This is a genomic window from Enterobacter cloacae complex sp. P29RS (assembly GCF_014893445.1).
Taxonomy (GTDB): Bacteria; Pseudomonadota; Gammaproteobacteria; order Enterobacterales; family Enterobacteriaceae; genus Enterobacter; species Enterobacter intestinihominis.
Window position 1 is genome coordinate 1 of the sequence record NZ_JADBPZ010000029.1, and the last position, 24,134, is coordinate 24,134.

General features: G+C 55.4%; 18 protein-coding genes. 8 read left to right on the forward strand and 10 right to left on the reverse strand.

Going from position 1 to position 24,134, the window contains the following annotated elements; translation table 11 throughout:
* Positions 1-283: 283 nt before the first annotated feature.
* The 4 genes from hemG to pepQ are packed head-to-tail and all read right to left on the reverse strand — an operon-like array spanning position 284 to position 4,278.
* Positions 284-829 (reverse strand): menaquinone-dependent protoporphyrinogen IX dehydrogenase, encoded by a 546-nt coding sequence (gene hemG, locus IM282_RS19330; RefSeq protein ID WP_022649736.1) that lies wholly within the window; start codon positions 827-829, stop codon positions 284-286.
* Between the two features lie 10 nt (positions 830-839).
* Positions 840-2,291, reverse strand: coding sequence for a Trk system potassium transporter TrkH (gene trkH / locus IM282_RS19335; protein WP_022649737.1), 1,452 nt, complete (start codon positions 2,289-2,291; stop codon positions 840-842).
* Between the two features lie 41 nt (positions 2,292-2,332).
* The gene (locus IM282_RS19340; RefSeq protein WP_063152818.1) at positions 2,333-2,947 is read right to left on the reverse strand and encodes an IMPACT family protein; all 615 of its coding nucleotides are present in this window, start codon (positions 2,945-2,947) and stop codon (positions 2,333-2,335) included.
* On the reverse strand, positions 2,947-4,278 hold the full coding sequence (gene pepQ / locus IM282_RS19345) for a Xaa-Pro dipeptidase (RefSeq protein ID WP_022649738.1): 1,332 nt from the start codon (positions 4,276-4,278) through the stop codon (positions 2,947-2,949). The genes IM282_RS19340 and pepQ overlap by 1 nt, the downstream gene beginning before the upstream one ends.
* A gap of 190 nt (positions 4,279-4,468) precedes the next feature.
* Between pepQ and fadB the strand changes: the two genes are divergently transcribed.
* A complete protein-coding gene (gene fadB, locus IM282_RS19350; RefSeq protein ID WP_023307160.1) occupies positions 4,469-6,658 on the forward strand; it encodes a fatty acid oxidation complex subunit alpha FadB in 2,190 nt (729 codons plus the stop codon).
* A 9-nt stretch (positions 6,659-6,667) separates the two neighbouring features.
* The gene (gene fadA / locus IM282_RS19355) at positions 6,668-7,831 is read left to right on the forward strand and encodes an acetyl-CoA C-acyltransferase FadA (protein ID WP_000416981.1); all 1,164 of its coding nucleotides are present in this window, start codon (positions 6,668-6,670) and stop codon (positions 7,829-7,831) included.
* Between the two features lie 189 nt (positions 7,832-8,020).
* Here the strand turns inward: fadA and glyS are convergent, their stop codons facing one another.
* From glyS to IM282_RS19370, 3 genes are all read right to left on the reverse strand, one after another.
* Positions 8,021-10,090, reverse strand: a complete 2,070-nt coding sequence (gene glyS / locus IM282_RS19360) for a glycine--tRNA ligase subunit beta (RefSeq protein WP_022649741.1) — start codon at positions 10,088-10,090, stop codon at positions 8,021-8,023.
* Between the two features lie 9 nt (positions 10,091-10,099).
* On the reverse strand, positions 10,100-11,011 hold the full coding sequence (gene glyQ, locus IM282_RS19365) for a glycine--tRNA ligase subunit alpha (protein ID WP_003860141.1): 912 nt from the start codon (positions 11,009-11,011) through the stop codon (positions 10,100-10,102).
* Between the two features lie 160 nt (positions 11,012-11,171).
* Positions 11,172-11,477 (reverse strand): YsaB family lipoprotein, encoded by a 306-nt coding sequence (locus IM282_RS19370; RefSeq protein WP_022649742.1) that lies wholly within the window; start codon positions 11,475-11,477, stop codon positions 11,172-11,174.
* Between the two features lie 184 nt (positions 11,478-11,661).
* On the opposite strand from IM282_RS19370, the gene IM282_RS19375 reads away from it, so the two are divergent.
* Positions 11,662-12,657 carry an acyltransferase gene (locus IM282_RS19375; protein ID WP_058677323.1) on the forward strand — a complete coding sequence of 332 codons (996 nt, stop codon included), beginning with the start codon at positions 11,662-11,664 and terminating at the stop codon, positions 12,655-12,657.
* Positions 12,658-12,709: 52 nt separating this feature from the next.
* Here the strand turns inward: IM282_RS19375 and xylB are convergent, their stop codons facing one another.
* A complete protein-coding gene (xylB, locus tag IM282_RS19380) occupies positions 12,710-14,164 on the reverse strand; it encodes a xylulokinase (protein ID WP_063152815.1) in 1,455 nt (484 codons plus the stop codon).
* A 59-nt stretch (positions 14,165-14,223) separates the two neighbouring features.
* The gene (xylA, locus tag IM282_RS19385; RefSeq protein WP_026080557.1) at positions 14,224-15,546 is read right to left on the reverse strand and encodes a xylose isomerase; all 1,323 of its coding nucleotides are present in this window, start codon (positions 15,544-15,546) and stop codon (positions 14,224-14,226) included.
* A gap of 371 nt (positions 15,547-15,917) precedes the next feature.
* Between xylA and xylF the strand changes: the two genes are divergently transcribed.
* From xylF to xylR, 4 genes are all read left to right on the forward strand, one after another.
* Positions 15,918-16,910, forward strand: a complete 993-nt coding sequence (gene xylF / locus IM282_RS19390; RefSeq protein WP_022649746.1) for a D-xylose ABC transporter substrate-binding protein — start codon at positions 15,918-15,920, stop codon at positions 16,908-16,910.
* A 72-nt stretch (positions 16,911-16,982) separates the two neighbouring features.
* Complete coding sequence (locus IM282_RS19395) at positions 16,983-18,524, forward strand: xylose ABC transporter ATP-binding protein (RefSeq protein ID WP_063152813.1); 1,542 nt, start codon at positions 16,983-16,985, stop codon at positions 18,522-18,524.
* Positions 18,502-19,683: a xylose ABC transporter permease XylH gene (xylH, locus tag IM282_RS19400; RefSeq protein ID WP_003860151.1), complete on the forward strand. Its 1,182-nt coding sequence runs from the start codon at positions 18,502-18,504 to the stop codon at positions 19,681-19,683. The genes IM282_RS19395 and xylH overlap by 23 nt, the downstream gene beginning before the upstream one ends.
* A gap of 34 nt (positions 19,684-19,717) precedes the next feature.
* Entirely contained in the window at positions 19,718-20,896 is a 1,179-nt protein-coding gene (gene xylR / locus IM282_RS19405) for a D-xylose utilization transcriptional activator XylR (protein WP_038416899.1), read from the forward strand.
* Between the two features lie 35 nt (positions 20,897-20,931).
* On the opposite strand, the gene IM282_RS19410 is transcribed toward xylR, so the two are convergent.
* Positions 20,932-21,756: a protein bax gene (locus IM282_RS19410; protein ID WP_022649749.1), complete on the reverse strand. Its 825-nt coding sequence runs from the start codon at positions 21,754-21,756 to the stop codon at positions 20,932-20,934.
* 313 nt (positions 21,757-22,069) lie between these two features.
* Here IM282_RS19410 and IM282_RS19415 point away from each other — a divergent pair, with 313 nt between their 5' ends.
* Positions 22,070-24,100 carry an alpha-amylase gene (locus IM282_RS19415; protein WP_063152811.1) on the forward strand — a complete coding sequence of 677 codons (2,031 nt, stop codon included), beginning with the start codon at positions 22,070-22,072 and terminating at the stop codon, positions 24,098-24,100.
* Positions 24,101-24,134: the final 34 nt, after the last annotated feature.

Below are 24,134 nucleotides of genomic sequence, written 5' to 3' on the forward strand. Positions count from 1 at the left end.
TTTCGTCCGAGGACGTTAAGAATCCATGTCACTTTGAGTGCCCACACAGATTGTCTGATAAATTGTTAAAGAGCAGTGCCGCTACGTTTTCGCTGCGGCGCGGGGTGTGCATATTACGCTTCCCCGCTTCAGAGTCAAGCGTTTATTTTGCTTTTCTCTGCTGACCCGGCGGCGTGTGTGCCGTTGTTCCGTGTCAGTGGAGGCGCATTATAGGGAGTTCTTCTGAAGTGACAAGCACTAAATACAAAAAACTTTTCGTTCGCTCACTTTTCAAACTCAACGCTTATTTAACCCGCGAATCGTCCGTTAAACGTGCAATTTCACGGGCAAAACTGGCCACTTGATCCCAGTCGGTATAAACCACTTCTTTACGCGTATCCGTTTCCCCGCCCGTCATCTTCATGATCAGGCGGATCATAAAGCGGTCATACCAGCGGTAACGCGGGTAACGCAGCGCGCCCGCAAAGACAGAACAGATATCGGGCTGCCATGGCGAGCTCAGCAAAAACTTACGCGTATAGCTGTTAGTCTGCGGTGTACGCTTCTCTGCTTTACGGGCAACCAGGTTGACCGAGTAAAACGCGCCGGGCAGCTTAGCGAGCTCCGCCGTATGCTTTTTCACAAAGCGATCCAGCGCCGGATGGAAATGACCGTAACGAATTGAAGCGCCAATGACCACACGGTCGTAATCCTGCCAGGCAATCTGTTCAGTGCGATTCAGGTTCACCACATCAGAATAAATGCCCAGCTCTTTGAGTTCAGAAGCCAGATATGAAGCAATCTCACGCGTTTGCCCATCACGCGTTGAGAATAGAATTAACGTTTTCACCAATGTCTCCTTACTCACGCCAGAATGTTGGGGTAAACAGCACCAGCAGCGTAAAGACCTCAAGACGACCAAACAGCATATTGGCGATTAAGATCCACTTTGCCACCGGGTTCATACTGGCGAAATTATCCGCCACGACACCCAGCCCCGGCCCCAGGTTGTTTAACGTTGCCACCACAGAGGCGAAGGCAGAGAAATCATCCACGCCCGTGGCGATAATCGCCAGCATACTGACAATAAAGACCAGCGCATAAGCGGAGAAGAATCCCCACACCGCTTCGAGGATACGCTCCGGCAGTGCACGATTGCCCAGCTTGATGCTGTAAACCGCATTCGGGTGGACGAGACGTTTAAGTTCACGGTTCCCCTGCTTGAACAGCAGCAGAATACGGATCACCTTCAGGCCGCCGCCCGTCGACCCGGCACAGCCGCCGATAAACGCAGAGCACAACAGCAGCACCGGCAGGAACAGCGGCCAACGCGCAATACTGTCCGTGGTGAAACCGGCGGTTGTCGCCATCGATACCACCTGGAAGAAGGCCTGGTTCAGGGTCGTGACCGCCGAGTTATAGACATCGTGGAACCACAGTACCAGGGTACAGATGATCACCAGGGTCAACTGGACGCCAATAAACATCCGGAATTCCGGGTCGCGCCAGTACACCTTCAGGCTCCGTCCGCTAAGCAACGAGAAGTGTAGACCGTAGTTACAGCCTGAGATCAGCAAAAAGATGGCAATGATGGTATTGATCGTCGGGCTGTCGAAGTACCCAACGCTGGCATCGTGGGTGGAGAACCCGCCGATAGCGATAGTGGCAAAGCTGTGCCCGATGGCATCAAACGCAGGCATCCCGGCAAACCACAGCGCCAGCGCGCAGGCCACCGTCAGCAGGACATAAATAAGCCAAAGGGTTTTCGCCGTCTCCGCAATACGCGGGCGCATCTTGTTATCTTTCAACGGGCCAGGCATTTCAGCCCGGTAAAGCTGCATCCCCCCGACGCCCAGAATCGGCAGGATAGCCACCGCCAGCACGATGATCCCCATACCGCCGAACCACTGGAGCATCTGCCGGTAAAAGAGAATTGCATGCGGGAGTGAATCCAGCCCCACAAGCGTGGTGGCCCCGGTGGTCGTTAATCCGGAGAACGATTCAAAAAACGCATCCGTGACGGTGAGATTCGGTTGTTCAGAGAAGATAAACGGCAGTGCACCCACGCTTCCCAGTACCGTCCAGAACAGGACCACGATCAGAAAACCCTCCCGGGATTTCAGTTCACCTTTCTCACGGCGGTTTGGCCACCACAGCAGGGAGCCAATCGTCAGCGCGACAAAAAAGGTTTGCGTAAATGCACGCCCCGCGCCGTCCCGGTAGATGAGCGCCACCAGTCCGGGAATGATCATTGTCCCGGAGAAAAGTATGACCAGCAATCCAACGATTCGGGTAATGGCACGAAAATGCATCTCTGCCGCTTCCTTAGGTATTCAAAATTGTGAGGTGGGGATTATTCTTCAATCGGCAGTAAATGCAATGAACCGCGACTAAAATCAGCGAGTTTTGCTGAAAAAGCAGCCAGTTCCGCCTGAGGAAGCGCCACGCGTAATTGCACCATTGCCTGATAATCACTGTGTGCGATGACGCCGTTAAACTGTTTAAGCAGTGCTTCGATACCCGATAGCTGGGCGTAATCGCATAACAAAGTATATTCCGTAAGTGGCGTTTTGCGGGTTGTTATCAGCAGATTAAGCGCCTGCTGGACACCCCCTCCGTAGGCTTTAACCAGCCCTCCGGTGCCTAACAAAATGCCCCCGTAGTAGCGGACCACGACGGCGGTGATTTCACCCACGCCGCTGCCCATCAACTGGGATAGCATCGGTTTTCCGGCCGTACCCGCCGGTTCACCGTCGTCAGAAAACCCGAGCTGCTGTGAGTCGTCTGGCGGCCCTGCGACCCACGCCACACAGTGATGGCGGGCATCGGGGTGCTGCGCGCGGACGGACTCGACGAACGCCTTCGCCGCCTCCACGCCGTCAGTATGCGCCAACAGCGTGATAAAGCGGCTTTTCTTGATTTCCTCAACAAAGGTGACCGGCTCGGCCGGTATCAGCCAGCTTTCCATCAGGCCAGCTTCAGATCTCGCGTCATGTTCTCAATGCTGTTCTCGTGAATAACCACGTTATCCTCGATACGAATGCCGCCAAACGGCTTCAGCGCTTCAATTTTCTCCCAGTTGAAGTGCTTGCTGAACTGCCCTTCCCGCCACGGCGCCAGCAGGGATTCAATAAAGTAGATGCCCGGCTCAATGGTCAATACCATACGCGGCGCCAGAACGCGGGTGCAGCGCAGATAAGGATATTTAGACGGTGCCGCCAGGTGCGTACCGGTATCATCCTGCATAAAGCCAGCGACGTCATGAACCTGTAAACCCAGCGGGTGGCCGATACCGTGCGGCATAAATGGCCCGGTCAGATCGTTCTCAACCATCGCCTCTTCGCTCATGTCTTTGACAATCTGATGCTTACGCAGCAGTTTAGCGATGCGCTGATGGAACTGGATGTGATAATCCACGTAGCTGGTTCCGGCCTTCATGGTGCCAATCAGCGCCAGCTGTTCGTCGTTCACGTCTTTGATCAATTGCGCAAAATCAGTATCCGCATTCGCCGCCCAGGTACGGGTCAGGTCTGCCGCATAGCCATTGTACTCAGCCCCCGCGTCCAGCAGGAAGCTGCGCATCTCAGCCGGAACCTGATGATCCAGTTTGGTGTAGTGCAGAACCGAGGCATGTTCATTCAGCGCCACGATGTTGCTGTACGGCACGTCGGTATCGCGGTGGCCGGTCGCCGTCAGGTAGGCCTGATTGATATCGAACTCGCTCATACCGGACTGGAACGCTTCGTGCGCCGCACGGTGGCCATTCACCGCCGTTTTTTGCGCTTCACGCATGCAGTAAAGTTCGTAGTCGGTCTTGTAGGCGCGATAGTAGTGCAGATAATCCAGCACGCCTTTCGGGTTGAGTTTATCTGCCGGAATATCCAGACCCAGCGCACGCTCAGGAACCGGACCAATGTAGCCGATGTTCCCACGCGCCGCTGGCAACTGGCTGCCAATGCCGTCTGCTTTTGGCAGCGCAATCACGTCAATTTCTTCGGTCCAGAATGAGGTCGGCAGCGGCTCCACGTTGTGCCAGTAATCGACCGGCAGGTAGAACCACAGTTTCGGCTTGTTCACGCCATCCACCAGCAGCCAACAATTTGGAACCTGCGTGACAGGCACCCAGGCTTTAAACTGCGGGTTAACCTTGAAGGGATAAGCGTGGTCATCAAGAAAAGTATTCATCAGCTCGCCGGAGTGGATCAGCAGGGCATCCAGCTTGAAGCGGGCCAGTACATCGCGGGTACGTTCCTGTAGGGTAACGATATGATTTTTATAAAGCGAAGCCAGTGAGTCCATCATTCTTCCTTTCGTTTTTTTGACCTCAAGTCATCGCATCTTAGCACACCTCACTCCGGCTGCGTGATTTCCACCGACCGTGATCAGCGCAGCAATTTCTTAATGACTAATTTGCATTTTATTAACATAAATTCCACACTCCGTTTCATCTGGTATGACCAGATCCAATTGCTGGATTCAGGAGACCGACATGCTCTACAAAGGCGACACCCTGTACGTAGACTGGCTGGAAGATGGCATTGCCGAACTGGTGTTCGATGCCCCCGGCTCAGTGAACAAGCTTGATACCGCGACGGTGGCCAGTCTTGGCCAGGCGCTGGATGTACTTGAAAAGCAATCAGATTTAAAAGGGCTGCTGCTGCGCTCCAACAAAGCGGCCTTTATCGTTGGCGCGGATATCACCGAATTCCTGTCGCTGTTCCTGGTGCCCGAAGAACAGCTGAGCCAGTGGCTGCACTTTGCGAACAGCGTCTTTAATCGTCTGGAAGATCTGCCTGTCCCGACCCTTTCTGCCGTTAACGGTTACGCGCTGGGCGGCGGCTGCGAATGCGTGTTAGCCACTGATTACCGTCTGGCGACCCCAGACCTGCGCATCGGCCTGCCGGAAACCAAACTGGGCATTATGCCGGGCTTTGGTGGCTCGGTGCGTATGCCGCGCATGTTGGGTGCCGACAGCGCGCTGGAAATCATTGCCGCAGGTAAAGATGTCGGCGCGGAACAGGCGCAGAAAATCGGTCTGGTGGACGGCGTGGTTAAGCCTGAAAAACTGATTGAAGGCGCTGTAGCCATTCTGCGTCAGGCGATTAACGGCGATCTCGACTGGAAAGCCAAACGTCAGCCAAAGCTGGAGCCGTTGAAGCTCAGCAAAATTGAAGCCACCATGAGCTTCACCATCGCCAAGGGCATGGTGATGCAGACGGCGGGTAAACACTACCCGGCGCCGATCACGGCGGTGAAAACCATTGAAGCGGCAGCCCGTCTGGGCCGTGATGAAGCCCTGAAGCTGGAAAACCAGAGCTTTGTCCCGCTGGCGCACACCAACGAAGCCCGCGCGCTGGTTGGTATCTTCCTTAACGATCAGTTCGTGAAGGGCAAAGCCAAACAACTCACCAAAAACGTTGAAACGCCAAAACACGCGGCGGTACTCGGCGCGGGCATTATGGGTGGCGGCATCGCCTACCAGTCTGCCTGGAAAGGCGTGCCGGTAGTGATGAAAGACATCAACGAGAAATCCCTGACGCTGGGCATGACCGAAGCGGCCAAGCTGCTGAATAAACAGCTTGAGCGCGGCAAAATTGACGGTCTGAAGCTTGCAGGCGTGATCTCCACCATCCAGCCAGTACTGGAATACAGCGGTTTCGACCGTGTGGACGTGGTGGTTGAAGCTGTCGTCGAGAACCCGAAAGTGAAAAAAGCGGTGCTGGCCGAAACCGAAGACAAGGTACGTCCGGAAACCGTGCTGGCCTCTAACACCTCCACCATTCCTATCAGCGAACTGGCGAGCGTGCTGAAGCGTCCGGAAAACTTCTGCGGGATGCACTTCTTTAACCCGGTGCATCGCATGCCGCTGGTCGAAGTGATCCGTGGGGAAAAAACCTCCGACGAAACCATCGCCAAAGTGGTGGCGTGGGCGAGCAAGATGGGCAAAACGCCAATCGTCGTTAACGACTGCCCGGGCTTCTTCGTTAACCGCGTGCTGTTCCCGTACTTCGCCGGTTTCAGCCAGCTGCTGCGCGACGGCGCAGACTTCCGCAAAATCGACAAAGTGATGGAAAAACAGTTCGGCTGGCCGATGGGCCCGGCGTACCTGCTGGACGTTGTCGGCATCGACACTGCCCATCACGCGCAGGCGGTGATGGCGGCGGGCTTCCCGCAGCGCATGCAGAAAGATTATCGCGACGCCATTGACGCCCTGTTCGACGCCAACCGCTTTGGGCAGAAAAACGGTCTGGGCTTCTGGCGCTATAAAGAAGACAGCAAAGGCAAACCGAAGAAAGAAGAAGATCCGGCGGTGGATGGCCTGCTGGCCGACGTCAGTCAGCCAAAACGCGACTTCACTGACGATGAGATCATCGCCCGGATGATGATCCCGATGATCAACGAAGTAGTGCGTTGCCTCGAAGAAGGCATTATCGCCAGCCCGGCAGAAGCCGATATGGCGCTGGTGTACGGCCTCGGCTTCCCTCCGTTCCACGGCGGCGCGTTCCGTTGGCTGGATACGCTCGGCAGCGCTCGCTATCTCGATATGGCTCAGCAATATCAGCACCTCGGTCCGCTTTATGAGGTGCCGGAAGGTCTGCGTAACAAAGCGCGCCATAACGAACCCTACTATCCAGCAGTTGAGCCAGCCCGTCCGGTTGGCACGCTGAAAACGGCTTAAGGAGTCACAATGGAAAAGGTTGTCATTGTTGATGCAATTCGCACCCCGATGGGCCGTTCAAAAGGCGGTGCATTCCGTAACGTGCGTGCGGAAGATCTCTCGGCGCACCTGATGCGTAGCCTGCTGGCGCGTAACCCGGCGCTGGACCCTGCTGCGCTGGACGATATTTACTGGGGCTGCGTCCAGCAGACGCTGGAGCAGGGTTTCAACATCGCCCGTAACGCGTCTCTGCTGGCGGAGATCCCGCATTCGGTTCCGGCGGTCACCGTCAACCGTCTTTGCGGTTCGTCGATGCAGGCGCTGCACGACGCGGCACGGATGATCATGACCGGCGATGCGCAGGCCTGTCTGGTGGGCGGCGTGGAGCACATGGGCCACGTGCCGATGAGCCACGGGGTCGATTTCCATCCGGGCATGAGCCGCAACGTGGCGAAAGCCGCCGGTATGATGGGCCTGACCGCCGAGATGCTCTCCCGTCTGCACGGCATCAGCCGTGAAATGCAGGATGCCTTTGCCGCGCGCTCGCATGCCCGCGCCTGGGCCGCCACGCAGTCTGGTGCCTTTAAGAATGAGATCATCCCAACCGGCGGTCACGACGCAGACGGCGTACTGAAGCAGTTCAGCTACGACGAAGTTATCCGTCCTGAAACCACTGTTGAAGCGCTTTCTACCCTGCGTCCGGCGTTTGATCCGGTCACCGGCACGGTAACGGCGGGCACCTCGTCTGCCCTGTCCGACGGTGCCGCCGCCATGTTAGTGATGAGCGAAAGCCGCGCCCGCGAATTAGGCCTGACGCCACGCGCCCGCGTGCGTTCGATGGCAGTCGTGGGCTGCGATCCTTCCATCATGGGTTACGGTCCGGTCCCGGCGTCAAAACTGGCGCTGAAAAAAGCGGGGCTGAGCGCAAGTGATATCGACCTCTTTGAGATGAACGAAGCGTTCGCCGCGCAGATCCTGCCGTGCATTAAAGATCTGGGGCTGATGGATCAGATCGACGAGAAGATTAACCTCAATGGCGGCGCGATCGCCCTCGGTCACCCGCTGGGCTGCTCCGGGGCGCGTATCAGCACCACGCTGATCAACCTGATGGAACGCAAAGATGCCCAGTTCGGACTGGCGACGATGTGTATCGGGTTGGGTCAGGGGATCGCGACGGTGTTTGAGAGAGTGTAAATGTAAATAAGGAAAAGTATCTTAAAGCCAATGACGTCAGAACAAGGCGGCAAGCGAGCGAATCCCGATGAGCTTACATTAGTAAGTGATTCGGGTGAACGAGCGCAGCCAACGCAGTTATGGCGCCATTGGCGAAGAGAGACAGTTTAGTTGCCGTTCTTCCCGCCTGTCAGGGGCGGGTTTTTTACATTATTGCAGCAGCGAAATATCCGCCACGCGCAGGAACAGCTCACGCAGTTTCTCAAGCATCGAGAGACGGTTAATACGCAGCTCTTTATCTTCCACGTTCACCATCACCTTCTCGAAGAAGGCATCGATGACGTCACGTAGCTCCGCCAGCTCCACCAGCGCTTCCTGGTAGCGACCTTCCGCGAAATACGGCTCCAGCTTGTCGCGCAGCACCACAACCTGCATCGCCAGAGAAATCTCTTCCGGCTCTTTCAGGGTTGCAGCGTTTACGCGTTCGTTCAGCGTCTCGTCGGATTTCGCGAGGATGTTGGATACACGCTTGTTGGCCGCGGCCAGCGCAGACGCCGCTTCCAGCGTACGGAAGTGGGATACCGCCTTCATACGCGCATCGAAATCTGCCGGACGGGTCGGACGACGCGCCAGCACCGCCTGAATGGTATCAACGGAGTAACCTTCGTCCTGATACCACGCGCGGAAACGACCGAGCATAAAGTCGATAACATCATCCACAACCTTCGCGTTGGTCAGCTTATCGCCGTACAGACGGACCGCTTCTTCGGTCAGCGTTTGCAGATCGAGATTGAGGTTCTTCTCTACGATGATGCGCAGCACGCCCAGCGCAGCACGACGCAGCGCAAACGGGTCTTTGTCGCCTTTCGGATGCTGACCGATACCGAAGATACCCGCCAGGGTGTCCATCTTATCGGCAATCGCCACGGCGCAGGCAACCGGGTTAGACGGCAGATCGTCACCGGCAAAGCGCGGCTGATACTGCTCGTTCAGGGCCACAGCCACGTCTTCCGCTTCGCCGTCATGACGCGCGTAGTGCATGCCCATCACGCCCTGGGTGTCGGTAAATTCGAACACCATATTGGTCATCAGGTCGCACTTGGAGAGCAGGCCCGCGCGGGTAGCGTGGTTAACGTCGGCGCCAATTTCACGGGCAATCCAGCCGGACAGCTCCGCGATACGGTCAGTCTTGTCGCGCAGCGTACCCAGCTGCTGCTGGAAGAGTACGGTTTGCAGACGCGGCAGGTTATCTTCCAGACGTTTTTTACGGTCGGTGTTGAAGAAGAACTCGGCGTCCGCCAGACGTGGACGCACCACTTTCTCGTTACCGGAGATAATCTGGCTCGGATCTTTCGATTCGATGTTCGCGACGAAGATGAAGTTTGGCAGCAGCTGGCCGTCGTTGGCGTAAACCGGGAAGTACTTTTGGTCACCCTTCATGGTGTACACCAGCGCTTCAGCCGGAACGGCCAGGAATTTCTCTTCGAATTTCGCGGTCAGCACAACCGGCCATTCGACCAGAGAGGTCACTTCTTCCAGCAGGCTATCGCTCAGATCGGCATTACCGCCAATTTTGCGCGCCGCTTCTTCGGCGTCAGCTTTGATTTTGGCTTTACGCTGTTCGTAGTCAGCAATGACCTTACCGCGCTCCAGCAGGATCTGCGGGTACTGATCAGCATTGTCGATGGTGAACTCCGGCTCGCCCATAAAGCGGTGGCCGCGGATCACGCGATCGGACGCCACGCCCAGAATGGTCGCCGGAATAACGGTATCGCCCAGCAGCAGGGTCACGGTGTGAACCGGACGCACAAAGTGAACGTCAGACGCGCCCCAGCGCATCAGCTTAGGAATCGGCAGCTTAGCCAGCGAGGTCGCAATCATATCTGGCAGCAGCGCTTCCGCGCTTTCGCCTTTCACATGGGCACGATACAGCAGCCATTCACCTTTGTCGGTGGTCAGACGTTCGGCCTGATCGACGGTGATACCGCAGCCGCGCGCCCAGCCTTCAGCCGCTTTGCTCGGCTTGCCTTCCGCGTCGAACGCCTGGGCAATGGCCGGGCCACGTTTTTCAACTTCGCGATCCGGCTGAGACGCCGCCAGATTTGCCACTTTCAGCGCCAGACGACGCGGTGCAGCAAACCACTCAATTTTACCGTGCGCCAGGCCAGCGTTATCCAGCTCAGCAGTGACGTTCGCAGCGAAAGATTCAGCCAGGCTGCGCAGGGCTTTTGGTGGCAGCTCTTCAGTGCCGATTTCCACCAGGAAAGTTTTCTCAGACATGGCCGCCTCTTATTTGTTTCGGTTGCACATCGGGAAGCCAAGGGCTTCACGGGACGCGTAGTAAGCTTCAGCAACGGCTTTGGTCAGGGTACGAATACGCAGAATGTAGCGCTGACGTTCAGTCACGGAGATCGCTTTGCGGGCATCCAGCAGGTTGAAGCTGTGGGCAGCCTTCAGAATACGCTCGTAGGCAGGCAGAGGCAGCGGAGTCTCCAGCGCCAGCAGCTGCTGGGCTTCTTTCTCGTACTGCTCGAAGCAGGTGAACAGGAAGTCCACGTCCGCGTATTCGAAGTTATAGGTGGATTGCTCCACTTCGTTCTGATGGAACACGTCGCCGTAGGTGGTTTTACCCAGCGGGCCGTCGCTCCAGACCAGGTCGTAAACGCTGTCTACGCCCTGAATGTACATGGCCAGACGTTCCAGACCATAGGTGATTTCGCCGGTGATCGGTTTACATTCCAGACCGCCAACCTGCTGGAAGTAGGTGAACTGGGTCACTTCCATGCCGTTCAGCCACACTTCCCAACCCAGACCCCAGGCACCCAGCGTTGGGTTTTCCCAGTTATCTTCCACGAAACGAATGTCGTGAATGGTCGGATCCATACCCAGCTCTTTCAGTGACCCGAGGTACAGTTCCTGAATATTGTCAGGTGATGGCTTAATCACCACCTGGAACTGATAGTAGTGCTGCAAACGGTTCGGGTTTTCGCCGTAACGGCCATCGGTCGGACGACGGGATGGCTGAACATAGGCGGTCGCCATCGGCTCTGGCCCTAACGCGCGCAGGCTGGTCATCGGGTGTGAGGTGCCTGCGCCAACTTCCATGTCCAAAGGTTGAACAATGGTGCAGCCCTGACGAGCCCAGTAATCCTGTAAGGTCAGGATCAGGCCCTGGAAGGTCTTGGTATCAAACTTTTGCATAGTATTTCGTGCTGGATACGTGTGGTTTTAAATGGAAGGGATCAGTATACCCGCTGGCTGCAAGATATACAGTACGAAACGGGGTTGTTTAGGGAAAATTGGGGAATAAGCCCTACAGCCAGAACCTGCGAAGGCTCTGGTTGCTGCTTATACGAGCAATTTAGCGCATTGAGAGATGTAAAAACTGGCCGTCTGCATCAAAAGAGCAGACAAAGCCCTCTTTACGCGCCGTATAGCCTTTCAGTTCATAGCTGCCCTGAAAGCGCTCGAAGCCGTTAATATGAATTTTCTGTGCTTCGGAATTATAGCGGTGAGCCGCCTGATCCCTGCACAGCTGTTCCATATTCAGGGAACGCTCCGGGCTCATTTTCCCCTGCTGCGCTTTTTGGACTGGAGCCTCCTGAGAAGCACTGCACCCTGCTAATAAAAGCAGCAGAAAGAGTGACGCCCCACGCTTCATCATCATTTTTATTACCGCCCTGGTCAGTGGCTGTTATTTTTAGTAGCAACACGTTTATAGATTAATGTTCAACATTCTGCGAATCTCGCCAGCTCCCGACAAGACAGCCTGGCTAAACTCAGAATTTTCCAAGGGAAAAGTTTTACGCAATCGCAGTCACACTTTCTTTATCAGGAATACAGAGGAACTGATGCAGTCAAAAATTAACTGGATTGATAACCTGCGGGGAATAGCCTGTCTGATGGTGGTGATGATCCACACTACGACCTGGTATGTCACGAACGCGCACAGTATCAGCCCTGTTAACTGGGATGTCGCCAATATTCTGAACTCAGCCTCACGCGTGAGCGTCCCGCTGTTCTTTATGATTTCCGGTTTTCTCTTTTTTGGCGAGCGTAGCGCGCAGCCGAGACATTTCATCCGTATTGTCTCCTGTTTGCTGTTTTACAGCGCCATTTCGCTGCTCTATATCATCCTGTTCACTTCAATTAATGCTGAACGTTCCCTGCTCAATTTGTTGCAAAAACCGGTGTTCTATCATCTGTGGTTTTTCTTCGCGATAATGGTTATCTATCTGGTTTCGCCGTTAATTCAGGTAAAAAACGTTAGCGGTAAAATGCTGCTGGCCTTGATGGTAATAATCGGGATCGTGGCAAACCCGAATACCGTCTCACAGAAAATTGATGGCTTTGAATGGCTGCCCGTTAACCTCTATATCAACGGCGATACGTTTTATTACGTGCTGTACGGCATGCTGGGGCGCGCCATCGGCATGATGGAGACGCAAAAGAGAGGAATAAACTGGCTTTGCGCGGCAGCATTTATCGCCGGTGTGTTTATTATCTCTCGAGGGACGCTGCACGAGCTGCAATGGCGCGGAAACTTTGCCGATACCTGGTATCTCTACTGCGGGCCGATGGTCTTTATCTGCGCGGTTTCGCTGCTGACTCTGGTTAAAAACACCCTGAATACCCGCCCGCTTCCGGTGCTGGGGTTTATCTCTCGCCACTCGCTGGGCATTTACGGTTTTCACGCGCTGGTGATCCACGCCCTGCGCACCCGCGGCGTTGAGCTTAAAAGCTGGCCGGTGCTGGATATTGTCTGGATATTTACCGTTACGCTGGTTGTCAGCCTGCTGCTCTCAATGCTGCTGCAACGCATCGATACACGCAGGTTTGTGAGCTAACCCGGTTGAAGGCTGGCAGGCCGGGTAAACGTTAGCGCCACCCGGCTCCTGTTTATGACATTAGCGGTAAAAGCTGCTGATAGATTTTGCGGAAAACGTCTCGTCTTTCAGCGTAGCGAGCATGATTTTTCGCATCAGGACGATGCTGCTGTTCAAGCGGCAGCTGGGGCAAAAGCTGGGGCAGTGGTTTATCCCGGTTCAGCGCAATTTGCGCCAGCCGTGCCGCACCGAGCGCCGGACCAACATCTCCCCCAGTACGATAGTCCAGCTGCAACCCGCTGATATCAGAAAGCATTTGCCGCCAGTAGCTGCTTCGTGCCCCGCCGCCAATTAACGTAATGCTGGATGGCGTCAAGCCACAGTCATGCACGACATCCATGCCGTCCGCCAGCGCATAGCCGACCCCTTCAAGCACCGCGCGTGCCAGCTCTGCCGGGCCGTGCTGATGGGTAAGGCCGAAGAAGACCCCTTTCGCTTCCGGGTTGTTATGCGGCGTCCGCTCGCCTGAAAGGTACGGTAAAAACCAGACCGCACCGACAGTATCATCCGCCTGCTGTGCCGCTGCGATAAGCGCCGGGACGTCCGCCATTCCGGTCAGCTTTGCCGCCCAGTCGAGGCAGGATGCCGCGCTCAGCATCACCGACATCAAATGCCATTTACCCGGCAACGCGTGGCAGAAGCTGTGTACGGCGCTTTCAGGGTTACTACGATAGCCGTCACTGACGGCAAAATAGACGCCGGAAGTGCCGAGCGAGAGCATGGCCTGTCCTGTCTCCACCATCCCCACGCCGACCGCACCCGCCGCATTATCGCCACCGCCGGCAACGACAGGTACGGCTGGCATATTCCAGCGTTCAGCAACAGAAGGCTGCAAAGCGCCCGTGATATCACTGCCTTCAAACAGCGCAGGCATATGATCGCGCGTCAGCTGGCAGGCATCCAGCATCGCTTCGCTCCAGTCCCGTTTCGCCACGTCGAGCCACATCGTGCCCGCGGCGTCAGACATGTCGCTGGCAAAATCCCCCGTCATGCGAAAACGAAGGTAGTCTTTCGGCAACAGAACTTTCGCCACCTGGCGAAAAATCTCAGGCTCATGGCGCTGCACCCACAGGAGTTTTGGCGCGGTAAAACCGGGCATCATCAGATTGCCCGTAATCTCGCGGGACGCAGGCACACGCTCCTCAAGGATCGCGCACTCTTCCGCACAGCGGCCATCGTTCCAGAGAATAGCCGGGCGCAGAACGCGATGCTGGCTATCCAGCAGCGTGGCGCCATGCATTTGCCCGGCAATGCCCAGCGCTTTCACGTCGCGCAGGCTGTGCTGCTCACCTAAGGCTTTCATCGCGCGGTCCGTCGCCTGCCACCACTGCTCCGGATCTTGTTCCGACCAAAGTGGCTGCGGGCGTGAAACCTGCAACTTTTCAGTCTGCGTGGCTAACACATCGCCCTGCTCGCTTAACAGGATGGCTTTCACCCCCGACGTGCCAAGATCGATCCCGATATACATGTGGTGACTCCTTTGACAGAAATGCCCGGTGGCGCTGCGCTTACCGGGCATGAATGCTGTTATTTATCGAACAGGTAGTGATTGACCAGGTTTTCCAGCAGTTCCTGATGGCCGCTCTGATGCTGCGGTGCCAACTGATGCTGTTCAGCGTACTTCGCGATCTCCGCAAGCGATAACTGACCTTTCAAAATTTGCTGGCCCAGCTCACTGTTCCAGCCGCTGTAGCGCTTCGCCACGCGCTTATCCAGCTCACCGTCTTCAATCATACGGGCCGCCACCTTCAGCGCCAGCGCCATGGTGTCCATCGCGCCAATATGCCCGTAGAACAGATCGTATTTGTCGGTGCTCTGGCGACGCACTTTGGCGTCGAAGTTCAGGCCGCCGGTGGTGAAACCGCCCGCTTTGATGATTTCGTACATCACCAGCGCATTCTCTTCGACGCTGTTCGGGAACTGGTCGGTATCCCAGCCCAGCTGCGGATCGCCGCGGTTCGCATCCACCGATCCGAAGATGCCCAGCGCAATCGCAGAGGCGATTTCGTGATGGAACGAGTGGCCCGCCAGCGTGGCGTGGTTAGCCTCAATGTTCACTTTGATCTCTTTTTCCAGACCAAACTGCTTCAGGAAGCCATACACGGTGGCGACATCGTAGTCGTACTGATGCTTGGTTGGCTCCTGTGGTTTTGGCTCAATCAGCAGCGTACCGCGGAAGCCGATTTTGTGCTTGTGGTCCACAACCATCTGCATAAAGCGGCCAATCTGCTCACGCTCCTGGCGCAGGTCAGTATTCAGCAGCGTTTCATAGCCTTCACGACCGCCCCAGAGAACGTAGTTCTCACCGCCCAGTTGATGCGTGGCGTTCATCGCAGTCACCACCTGGGTTGCCGCCCAGCTGAAGACTTCCGGGTCCGGGTTGGTTGCCGCGCCCGCGCCATAGCGAGGGTTGGTAAAGCAGTTAGCCGTACCCCAGAGCAGCTTCACGCCGCTTTGCTGCTGTTTTTCAGCCAGCACGTCGACCATCTGCGCAAAATTGTTCAGATACTCTTTCAGGGATGCCCCTTCCGGCGACACGTCCACATCGTGGAAACAGTAGTACGGTACGTTCAGCTTATGGAAGAACTCGAACGCGACGTCGGCTTTACGCTTCGCCAGCTCAATGGCCTCGCCCGGCTGTTGCCATGGGCGGTCAAAAGAGCCCACGCCGAACATATCGGCACCGTTCCAGCAGAAGGTGTGCCAGTAGCAGGCGGCAAAGCGCAAGTGATCTTCCATGCGCTTACCCAGCACCAGCTCATCCGGGTTGTAGTGACGAAATGCTAAAGGATTGGTCGTTTTCGTGCCTTCGAAACGAACGCGATCGAGTTGGTCGAAATAAGCTTGCATATTGAGCTCCATAATCAGGGTATGCGGCGTGGTCTTGCTTCTGGAGTAATAGTGAATAGACATTGGAGGTTGCTCAATTACGTTATTTCACACTGCTATTGAGAGAATGCGCAATTGTGCGCTGGCTCGCAAAATAATGTGCAGACAAACTATTTTTCGGCGCGCATTCCAGAATCAAATGTAATTAATAGGTTACGCTTTTTAAAATCCGATCGCGGTCATAAATTCAGAAATAAACCAAATATCGTAATGAGAAGATAAAAATCTGTAATTGCCAGCAGGCCTTTCCACGTTAAAAATTTGCTGCGTCTCAGCAGTGAATGTTTCTTTTATCTCAGCTACACATACCCCTACAAAAAGGCCTAATAATTATGAAGATAAAGAACCTGACCCTAACGCTCTGCACTACTCTCCTGCTTGCAAGCTTTGCCGGCCACGCCAAAGAGGTCAAAATCGGCATGGCGATTGATGACTTACGCCTGGAGCGCTGGCAAAAAGATCGCGATATCTTTGTTAAAAAAGCGGAATCTCTCGGTGCGGAGGTGTTCGTTCAGTCCGCTAACGGCAACGAAGAGACGCAAATGTCGCAAATTGAGAATATGATCAACCGTGGCGTCGATGTGCTGGTCATTATCCCGTATAACGGCCAGGTATTAAGCAACGTGGTGAAAGAAGCAAAACAGGAAGGCATAAAAGTCCTGGCTTATGACCGCATGATTAATAATGCGGATATTGATTATTATATTTCGTTCGACAATGAAAAGGTGGGTGAATTACAGGCTAAAAGCTTGATCGCAAAAGTGCCTCAAGGGAATTATTTCCTGATGGGCGGCTCGCCTGTGGATAACAACGCCAAACTGTTCCGTCAGGGACAAATGAAAGTGCTGAAGCCGTATATCGACGAGGGCAAAATTAAAGTCGTCGGCGATCAGTGGGCTGACGGCTGGTTACCGGAAAACGCGCTGAAAATTATGGAAAACGCGTTGACCGCAAATAACAACAAAATCGATGCAGTGGTGGCCTCTAACGACGCCACTGCGGGGGGCGCCATTCAGGCGCTGAGCGCGCAGGGTCTGGCCGGGAAAGTCGCTATTTCCGGACAGGACGCCGACCTTGCGGGTGTAAAACGCATTATCGCGGGTACCCAGACTATGACGGTCTATAAGCCCATTACCGAGCTTGCCAATACCGCCGCCGAAATTGCCGTTGAGCTGGGAAATGGCCAGCAACCTAAAGCAGACGCGACGTTAAATAACGGCCTGAAAGACGTGCCAGCTCGCCTGCTTACCCCTATCGAAGTCAACAAAGAGAATATTGACGCCACGGTGGTGAAAGACGGTTTCCATAAGAAGAGTGAACTGTAATCCAGCGCAGCCCCTGCCCGGCGGGGGCGCATCGACCTGCCCTGTTCATCTGTCGGGCTATGCGGAGCAGTTATGTCTTATTTACTTGAAATGAAAAGCATCACCAAAGCCTTCGGAGCGGTGAAAGCGGTCGACAACGTAAGCCTGCGGCTGAACCCCGGCGAAGTGATGTCGCTGTGCGGCGAAAACGGCTCGGGGAAATCCACGCTGATGAAGGTGCTGTGCGGGATCTATCCGCACGGCAGCTACGAGGGCGAAATCGTCTTTGCCGGTGAGGTGCTTCAGGCCACGCACATTCGTGATACCGAACGTAAAGGCATCGCTATCATTCACCAGGAGCTGGCGCTGGTGAAGCACCTTACCGTGCTGGAAAATATCTTTCTTGGGGTCGAACTCTCGCGCCACGGCGTACTGGATTACGACACCATGACGCTGCGCTGCGAAAAACTGCTGGCCCAGGTGAGTCTCGCTATCTCACCGCATACGCGCGTGGGCGACTTAGGTTTGGGCCAGCAGCAGCTGGTGGAGATCGCCAAGGCGCTAAATAAACAGGTACGCCTGCTGATCCTCGACGAGCCAACCGCCTCGCTCACCGAACAGGAAACCGCCGTTCTGCTCAATATCATCCGCGACCTGCAAAACCACGGTATCGCCTGCATCTATATTTCGCACAAGCTCAATGAGGTGAAAGCTATTTCCGACACCATCTGCGTCATCCGCGACGGGCAGCACATTGGCACGCGTGAAGCAGAAGGCATGAGCGAAGATGACATCATCACCATGATGGTGGGTCGCGAACTCACCGCACTGTATCCCAACGAACCACACACCATAGGCGAAGAACTCCTGCGCGTGGAAAACCTGACGGCGTGGCATCCCGTTAACCGCCACATCAAGCGCGTGGATAACCTCTCCTTCTCGCTGCACCGCGGCGAAATTCTCGGTATTGCGGGTTTAGTGGGTGCCGGAAGAACCGAGGCCGTGCAGTGTCTGTTTGGCGTCTGGCCGGGGCGCTGGGAAGGCAAAATTTATATCGACGGTCAGCCGGTAAAAATCGACAACTGCCAGCAGGCCATTGCCAAAGGCATTGCCATGGTGCCCGAAGACCGCAAAAAAGACGGCATCGTGCCGGTCATGGCGGTGGGAAAAAATATCACGCTGGCGGCGCTCAGCCAGTTTTCCGGCGCGCTGAGCAGCCTGGATGATGCCGCAGAACAGCAGTGTATTCTTCAGTCACTTGCCAGGCTCAAGGTGAAAACCTCCTCGCCGGAACTGGCGATAGGTCGCCTGAGCGGCGGCAACCAGCAGAAAGCGATTCTGGCACGCTGCCTGTTGCTTAATCCGCGCATTTTAATTCTGGACGAACCCACGCGCGGGATCGATATCGGCGCGAAGTATGAAATCTACAAGCTGATCAACCAGCTTGTGCAGCAAGGGATTGCCGTCATTGTTATCTCGTCCGAATTGCCTGAAGTGCTGGGGCTGAGCGACCGCGTGCTGGTCATGCATGAAGGGAAACTCAAAGCCAACCTGAACAACCAGAACCTGACGCAAGAGCAGGTGATGGAAGCTGCCTTAAGGAGCGAACGCCATGTCGAAAAGCAACCCGTCTGATATCAAAGTCGCTGTTCCGACGCCCGGTGCGTTCGCAGGACTTAAATCGCTGAATCTGCAAGTTTTTGTAATGATTGCCGCCATTATCGTCATCATGTTGTTCTTTACCTGGATGACCGATGGCTCCTATTTGAGCGCACGTAACGTCTCTAACCTGCTGCGTCAGACCGCCATCACCGGGATCCTGGCGGTGGGGATGGTCTTTGTGATTATCTCAGCGGAAATTGACCTGTCGGTAGGGTCGATGATGGGTCTGCTCGGCGGCGTGGCGGCAATTTTTGACGTCTGGCTCGGCTGGCCGCTGCCGCTGACGATTGCGGTCACGCTGGTACTGGGTCTGCTGCTGGGTGCGTGGAACGGCTGGTGGGTGGCCTACCGTAAAGTCCCGTCGTTTATTGTCACCTTAGCAGGGATGCTGGCCTTCCGCGGTATTCTGATTGGGATCACCAACGGCACTACCGTCTCCCCGACCAGCGCCTCGATGTCCCAGATTGGCCAAAGCTACCTCTCTGATGGCGTCGGTTTTACGATCGGCGTGGTTGGGCTGATGGCGTTTGTCGCGTGGCAATGGCGAGGACGCATGCGTCGCCAGGCGCTGGGGCTGGCCTCGCCTGCCTCAACCTCGGTTGTCGGCCGTCAGGCGCTTACTGCGGTGATTGTGCTGGGGGCCATCTGGCTGCTAAACGATTATCGCGGTGTCCCAACGCCCGTTCTGCTGCTGGCGCTGTTGCTGTTAGGTGGGATGTTTATGGCCACACGTACCGCATTCGGTCGCCGTATTTATGCTATCGGCGGCAATCTTGAAGCCGCGCGTTTATCTGGTATCAACGTCGAGCGCACCAAACTCGCCGTCTTTGCCATCAACGGCCTGATGGTAGCCATCGCGGGGCTGATCCTCAGCTCGCGACTGGGTGCGGGTTCCCCGTCTGCCGGTAATATTGCCGAGCTGGACGCCATCGCCGCCTGCGTGATTGGCGGGACCAGCCTCGCCGGAGGCATTGGCAGCGTGGCGGGTGCGGTGATGGGCGCATTTATTATGGCTTCGCTGGATAACGGGATGAGTATGATGGACGTGCCGACGTTTTGGCAGTATATCGTCAAAGGGGCCATTCTTTTGCTGGCAGTCTGGATGGACTCTGCCACCAAGCGGCGCGCCTGAGAACCGTATCGTGACTAATTTGGGAAAGTGAGCCATGTTTGAAAAGCGTCACCGCATTACGTTGTTATTCAATGCCAACAAAGCCTATGACCGTCAGGTGGTTGAGGGGGTTGGTGAATATTTGCAGGCGTCGCAATCCGAATGGGATATTTTCATCGAAGAAGATTTCCGTACCCGTCTGGAGAACATCAAAGACTGGCTGGGAGACGGGGTTATCGCTGACTTTGACGACCCCGTGATTGAACAGTTGCTGAGTGGCGTCGACGTACCTATCGTGGGCGTTGGCGGCTCTTACCATTCAGCGGAACATTACCCCCCCGTTCACTACATCGCCACGGATAACCATGCCCTGGTTGAGACCGCCTTCCTCCATTTAAAGGAGAAAGGCGTCCATCGTTTTGCGTTTTACGGATTGCCCGCCACCAGCGGAAAGCGCTGGGCGATGGAGCGTGAGTATGCCTTCTGCCAGCTGGTTGCCCAGGAGAAGTATCGCGGCGTCGTTTATCAGGGGCTGGAAACCGCGCCAGAAAACTGGCAGCACGCACAGAATCGCCTGGCTGACTGGCTGCAAACGCTGCCGCCCCAGACAGGGATTATCGCCGTGACGGACGCCCGCGCCCGCCACGTATTACAGGTGTGCGAACATTTGCATATTCCTGTGCCTGAAAAGCTGTGCGTGATTGGTATTGATAACGAAGAGCTTACGCGCTATCTGTCGCGCGTGGCGCTCTCATCCGTGGCGCAGGGTACCCGTCAGATGGGCTATCAGGCCGCGAAGCTGCTGCACCGACTGTTAGACAACGAATCCCTGCCGCTCCAGCGTCTGCTGGTTCCGCCCGTTCGCGTGGTCGAGCGTCGCTCAACTGACTACCGTTCCTTAAACGATCCGGCCGTGATTCAGGCGATGCACTACATTCGCAATCATGCCTGCAAAGGGATTAAGGTCGATCAGGTGCTGGATTCGGTCGGCATTTCACGTTCGAATCTGGAGAAGCGGTTTAAAGAGGAAGTCGGTGAGACGATCCACGCCGTGATCCATGCGGAAAAGCTGGAGAAAGCGCGCAGTCTGCTGATCTCCACCTCGCTGTCGATCAACGAGATTTCACAGATGTGCGGCTATCCGTCGCTTCAGTATTTCTATTCGGTGTTCAGGAAAGAGTATGACACCACGCCGAAGGAGTACCGGGAACGGTACAGTGAAGTCCTGCTCTAGAAAAAAGAACGCCTTCCAGTGGAAGGCGTTTTTTATTACATATGTGCGGCAATCAGACGCTGGTTATCCTGGTACATGGAAAACAGGTAGTTGTTGTAGCGCTGTCCCTGGGTGGAATAACCTTTCAGCTTGTGGATCATCGCCGTGGCCGTCACTTCCTGATCCGCCTTACGCAGCTGCGCGCGTGACTTACGGAACGAAGAGTAGGCCGGGTGGGTGTTCAGATTCACCACATAGGCATTCACGGAATCTTTCACCGATTCAAACTGTGAATAGCCCTTCACCTTGCCGGGTGCATTAGTACAACGACCTTTTGCGCATTTCATGCCAAACAGATTGTTGTTGTTGCGCGCCAGCTTCGAGGTGCCCCAACCGCTTTCGGCGGCGGCCATTGTCGCGACCATACTGCCTGGAATAATGTCCACACGCTCTAACAGAGTGTTCCACGGCACACGACGCGTGTTCCCGCTCCACTTCACTTTATAGCGTTTGGCGATGTCTTTCAGGCGAGTGCGCTCAGACGGCGACCAGCGGCTATCGTACTGTTTGGCGATCAGCCAGTTACGATCCGCAGTAATCGCGGCATTTTGACTTTTAATGTAAGGCATTACCGTCCGGAGAAACGCTTTTTTCCTTGGTGTCCCGGAAGGGTATTTTCGCAAATCAGGAAGTGAACTACTCTTTGCACTATTGCGAGAATACTCTTGTTTACTGCTAACCTTACTGCTTGTCGTCTTTATTACGTGGGCTTTCTTACTCGTTGTATCCGTGTGCGTCTTTGCAAGCACCTCACCTGAAAATGCCATGGTGAGTAACATGAGTATCGCGGCCCCATATCGTCGAATGGGAGTCGATATCATTAGGTCTCCTGGTCGGATATAAGCATTCCAACACCTTATTTTCTTCAAAATTTGAGAGCGGAATCTCAAATCGTACCAAAAATAGTCTTCAAGAGCACGTCTATAAATAGTCCAATTCCGAAACTATGTCATCCGGAACATGCTCATTAAAGCACCAACACTGGAAAAATGTGCGCGATATCGCAGATAACTGCCTAATTTTGCGCGGGATCACTCATCCCTACGCGTCCTCCTGGCAGAAAGCCTCAGAGGAGGAGTTTTTCCCCTGAGCCGAATGGCACACTGGTCAAAAATGCCGCGACAGGAAAATGGAATGAAACGCACTGCATTAGCTGTTCTGATGTTACCCGCATTCGCGCATGCCGACTGGTCATCGCCGGGATTTGACGCATTCAACGCTGAAGGTACCGGCGTCTTTACCAGCCAGGCAACGCTTGCGAAGGGTACCCGTCCACTGACGTTGAGTCTTGACAACGCGTGCTGGCAGCCGACAAAGGCCATTAAGCTCAACGAGATGCTGTCGCTCAAACCGTGCGAAGGCACGCCACCGCAGTGGCGATTATTCCGTGACGGCGTTTATCAGATGCGTATTGATACGCGCTCTGGAACGCCGACGCTGATGCTGACGGTACAAAGTGCGGCGCCACAGCCTGTCGCAAACGTTACCCGCCAGTGCCCGAAGTGGGACGGCAAACCGCTCACGATCGACGTCGTTAACACGTTCCCGGAAGGCACGGTGGTGCGTGATTTTTACAGCAAACAGACCGCGACCGTTCAAAATGGCAAAGTGACTCTTCAGCCAGCCGCCAACAGCAATGGCCTGCTGCTGCTTGAGCGCGCCGAAACGGACAAACCCGCGCCGTTCAGCTGGCAAAACGCCACCGTCTATTTCGTGCTGACCGATCGCTTCGTGAATGGCGACCCCACCAACGACAACAGCTATGGCCGCCATAAAGATGGTATGCAGGAGATAGGTACTTTCCACGGCGGCGATCTGAAAGGGCTTACCAGCAAACTGGATTACCTTCAGCAACTGGGCGTGAATGCGCTCTGGATAAGCTCCCCGCTGGAGCAGATCCACGGCTGGGTTGGCGGCGGCACCAAAGGGGATTTTCCCCACTACGCGTATCACGGTTATTACACCCAGGACTGGACGAAACTCGACGCCAACATGGGCAACGAAGATGATTTACGCCAGCTTGTCGACGACGCGCACAGGCGCGGTATCCGCGTCCTGTTTGACGTTGTCATGAACCACGCGGGCTATGCGACGCTTGCAGATATGCAGGAATATCAGTTTGGCGCACTCTATTTACAGGGAGATGAGCTGAAAAAAACGCTCGGCGAACGCTGGACTGACTGGAAGCCAGGCGCGGGTCAAAGCTGGCACAGCTTCAACGATTACATCAACTTCAGTGACAAAGCCGCATGGGAAAAATGGTGGGGTAAAAAATGGATCCGTACCGATATCGGTGATTACGACAACCCGGGCTTTGACGACTTGACCATGTCCCTGGCCTTCCTGCCGGATCTGAAAACGGAATCAAAAACCCCGTCAGGTTTGCCGAACTTTTATCAACACAAGCCCGACACCAACGCGAAAGTGATGACGAATTTCACGCCGCGAGATTACCTGACCCACTGGCTTAGCCAGTGGGTACGTGACTACGGCATCGACGGTTTCCGGGTCGATACCGCCAAACACGTTGAGCATGAAGCCTGGCAGCAACTGAAAGACCAGGCCAGCCAGGCGCTGGCCGCGTGGAAGGCCGCCAACCCGGACAAAAAACTCGACGATGCGCCGTTCTGGATGACCGGTGAGTCCTGGGGCCACGGCGTGATGCAGAGCGATTATTACCGTCACGGCTTCGATGCGATGATCAACTTTGACTATCAGGAGCAGGCGGCGAAAGCAGTGGACTGTCTGGCAGATATGGATTTGACCTGGCAGCAAATGGCAGAAAAGCTGCAAAGTTTTAATGTGCTGAGCTATCTCTCCTCCCACGATACGCGTCTGTTCCGTGAAGGGGGCCAGCGCGCCGCTGAGTTACTGCTGCTGGCGCCGGGAAGCGTGCAGATCTATTACGGCGATGAATCAGAGCGTCCATTTGGTCCGACGGGCTCCGATCCGCTACAGGGAACCCGTTCGGATATGAACTGGCAGGACGTCACGGGTAAACAGGCGTTAACTGTCGCCCACTGGCAGCTTCTGGGGCAGTTCCGCGCCCGTCATCCGGCTGTGGGTGAAGGCAAGCAAACAACGCTGTCAATGAAAGAAGGCTACGGCTTTGTGCGCGAGCACAAGGGCGATAAGGTGATGGTGGTGTGGGCGGGTAATCAGTAGAACAGCCCCCTCACCCTAACCCTCTCCCCAAGGG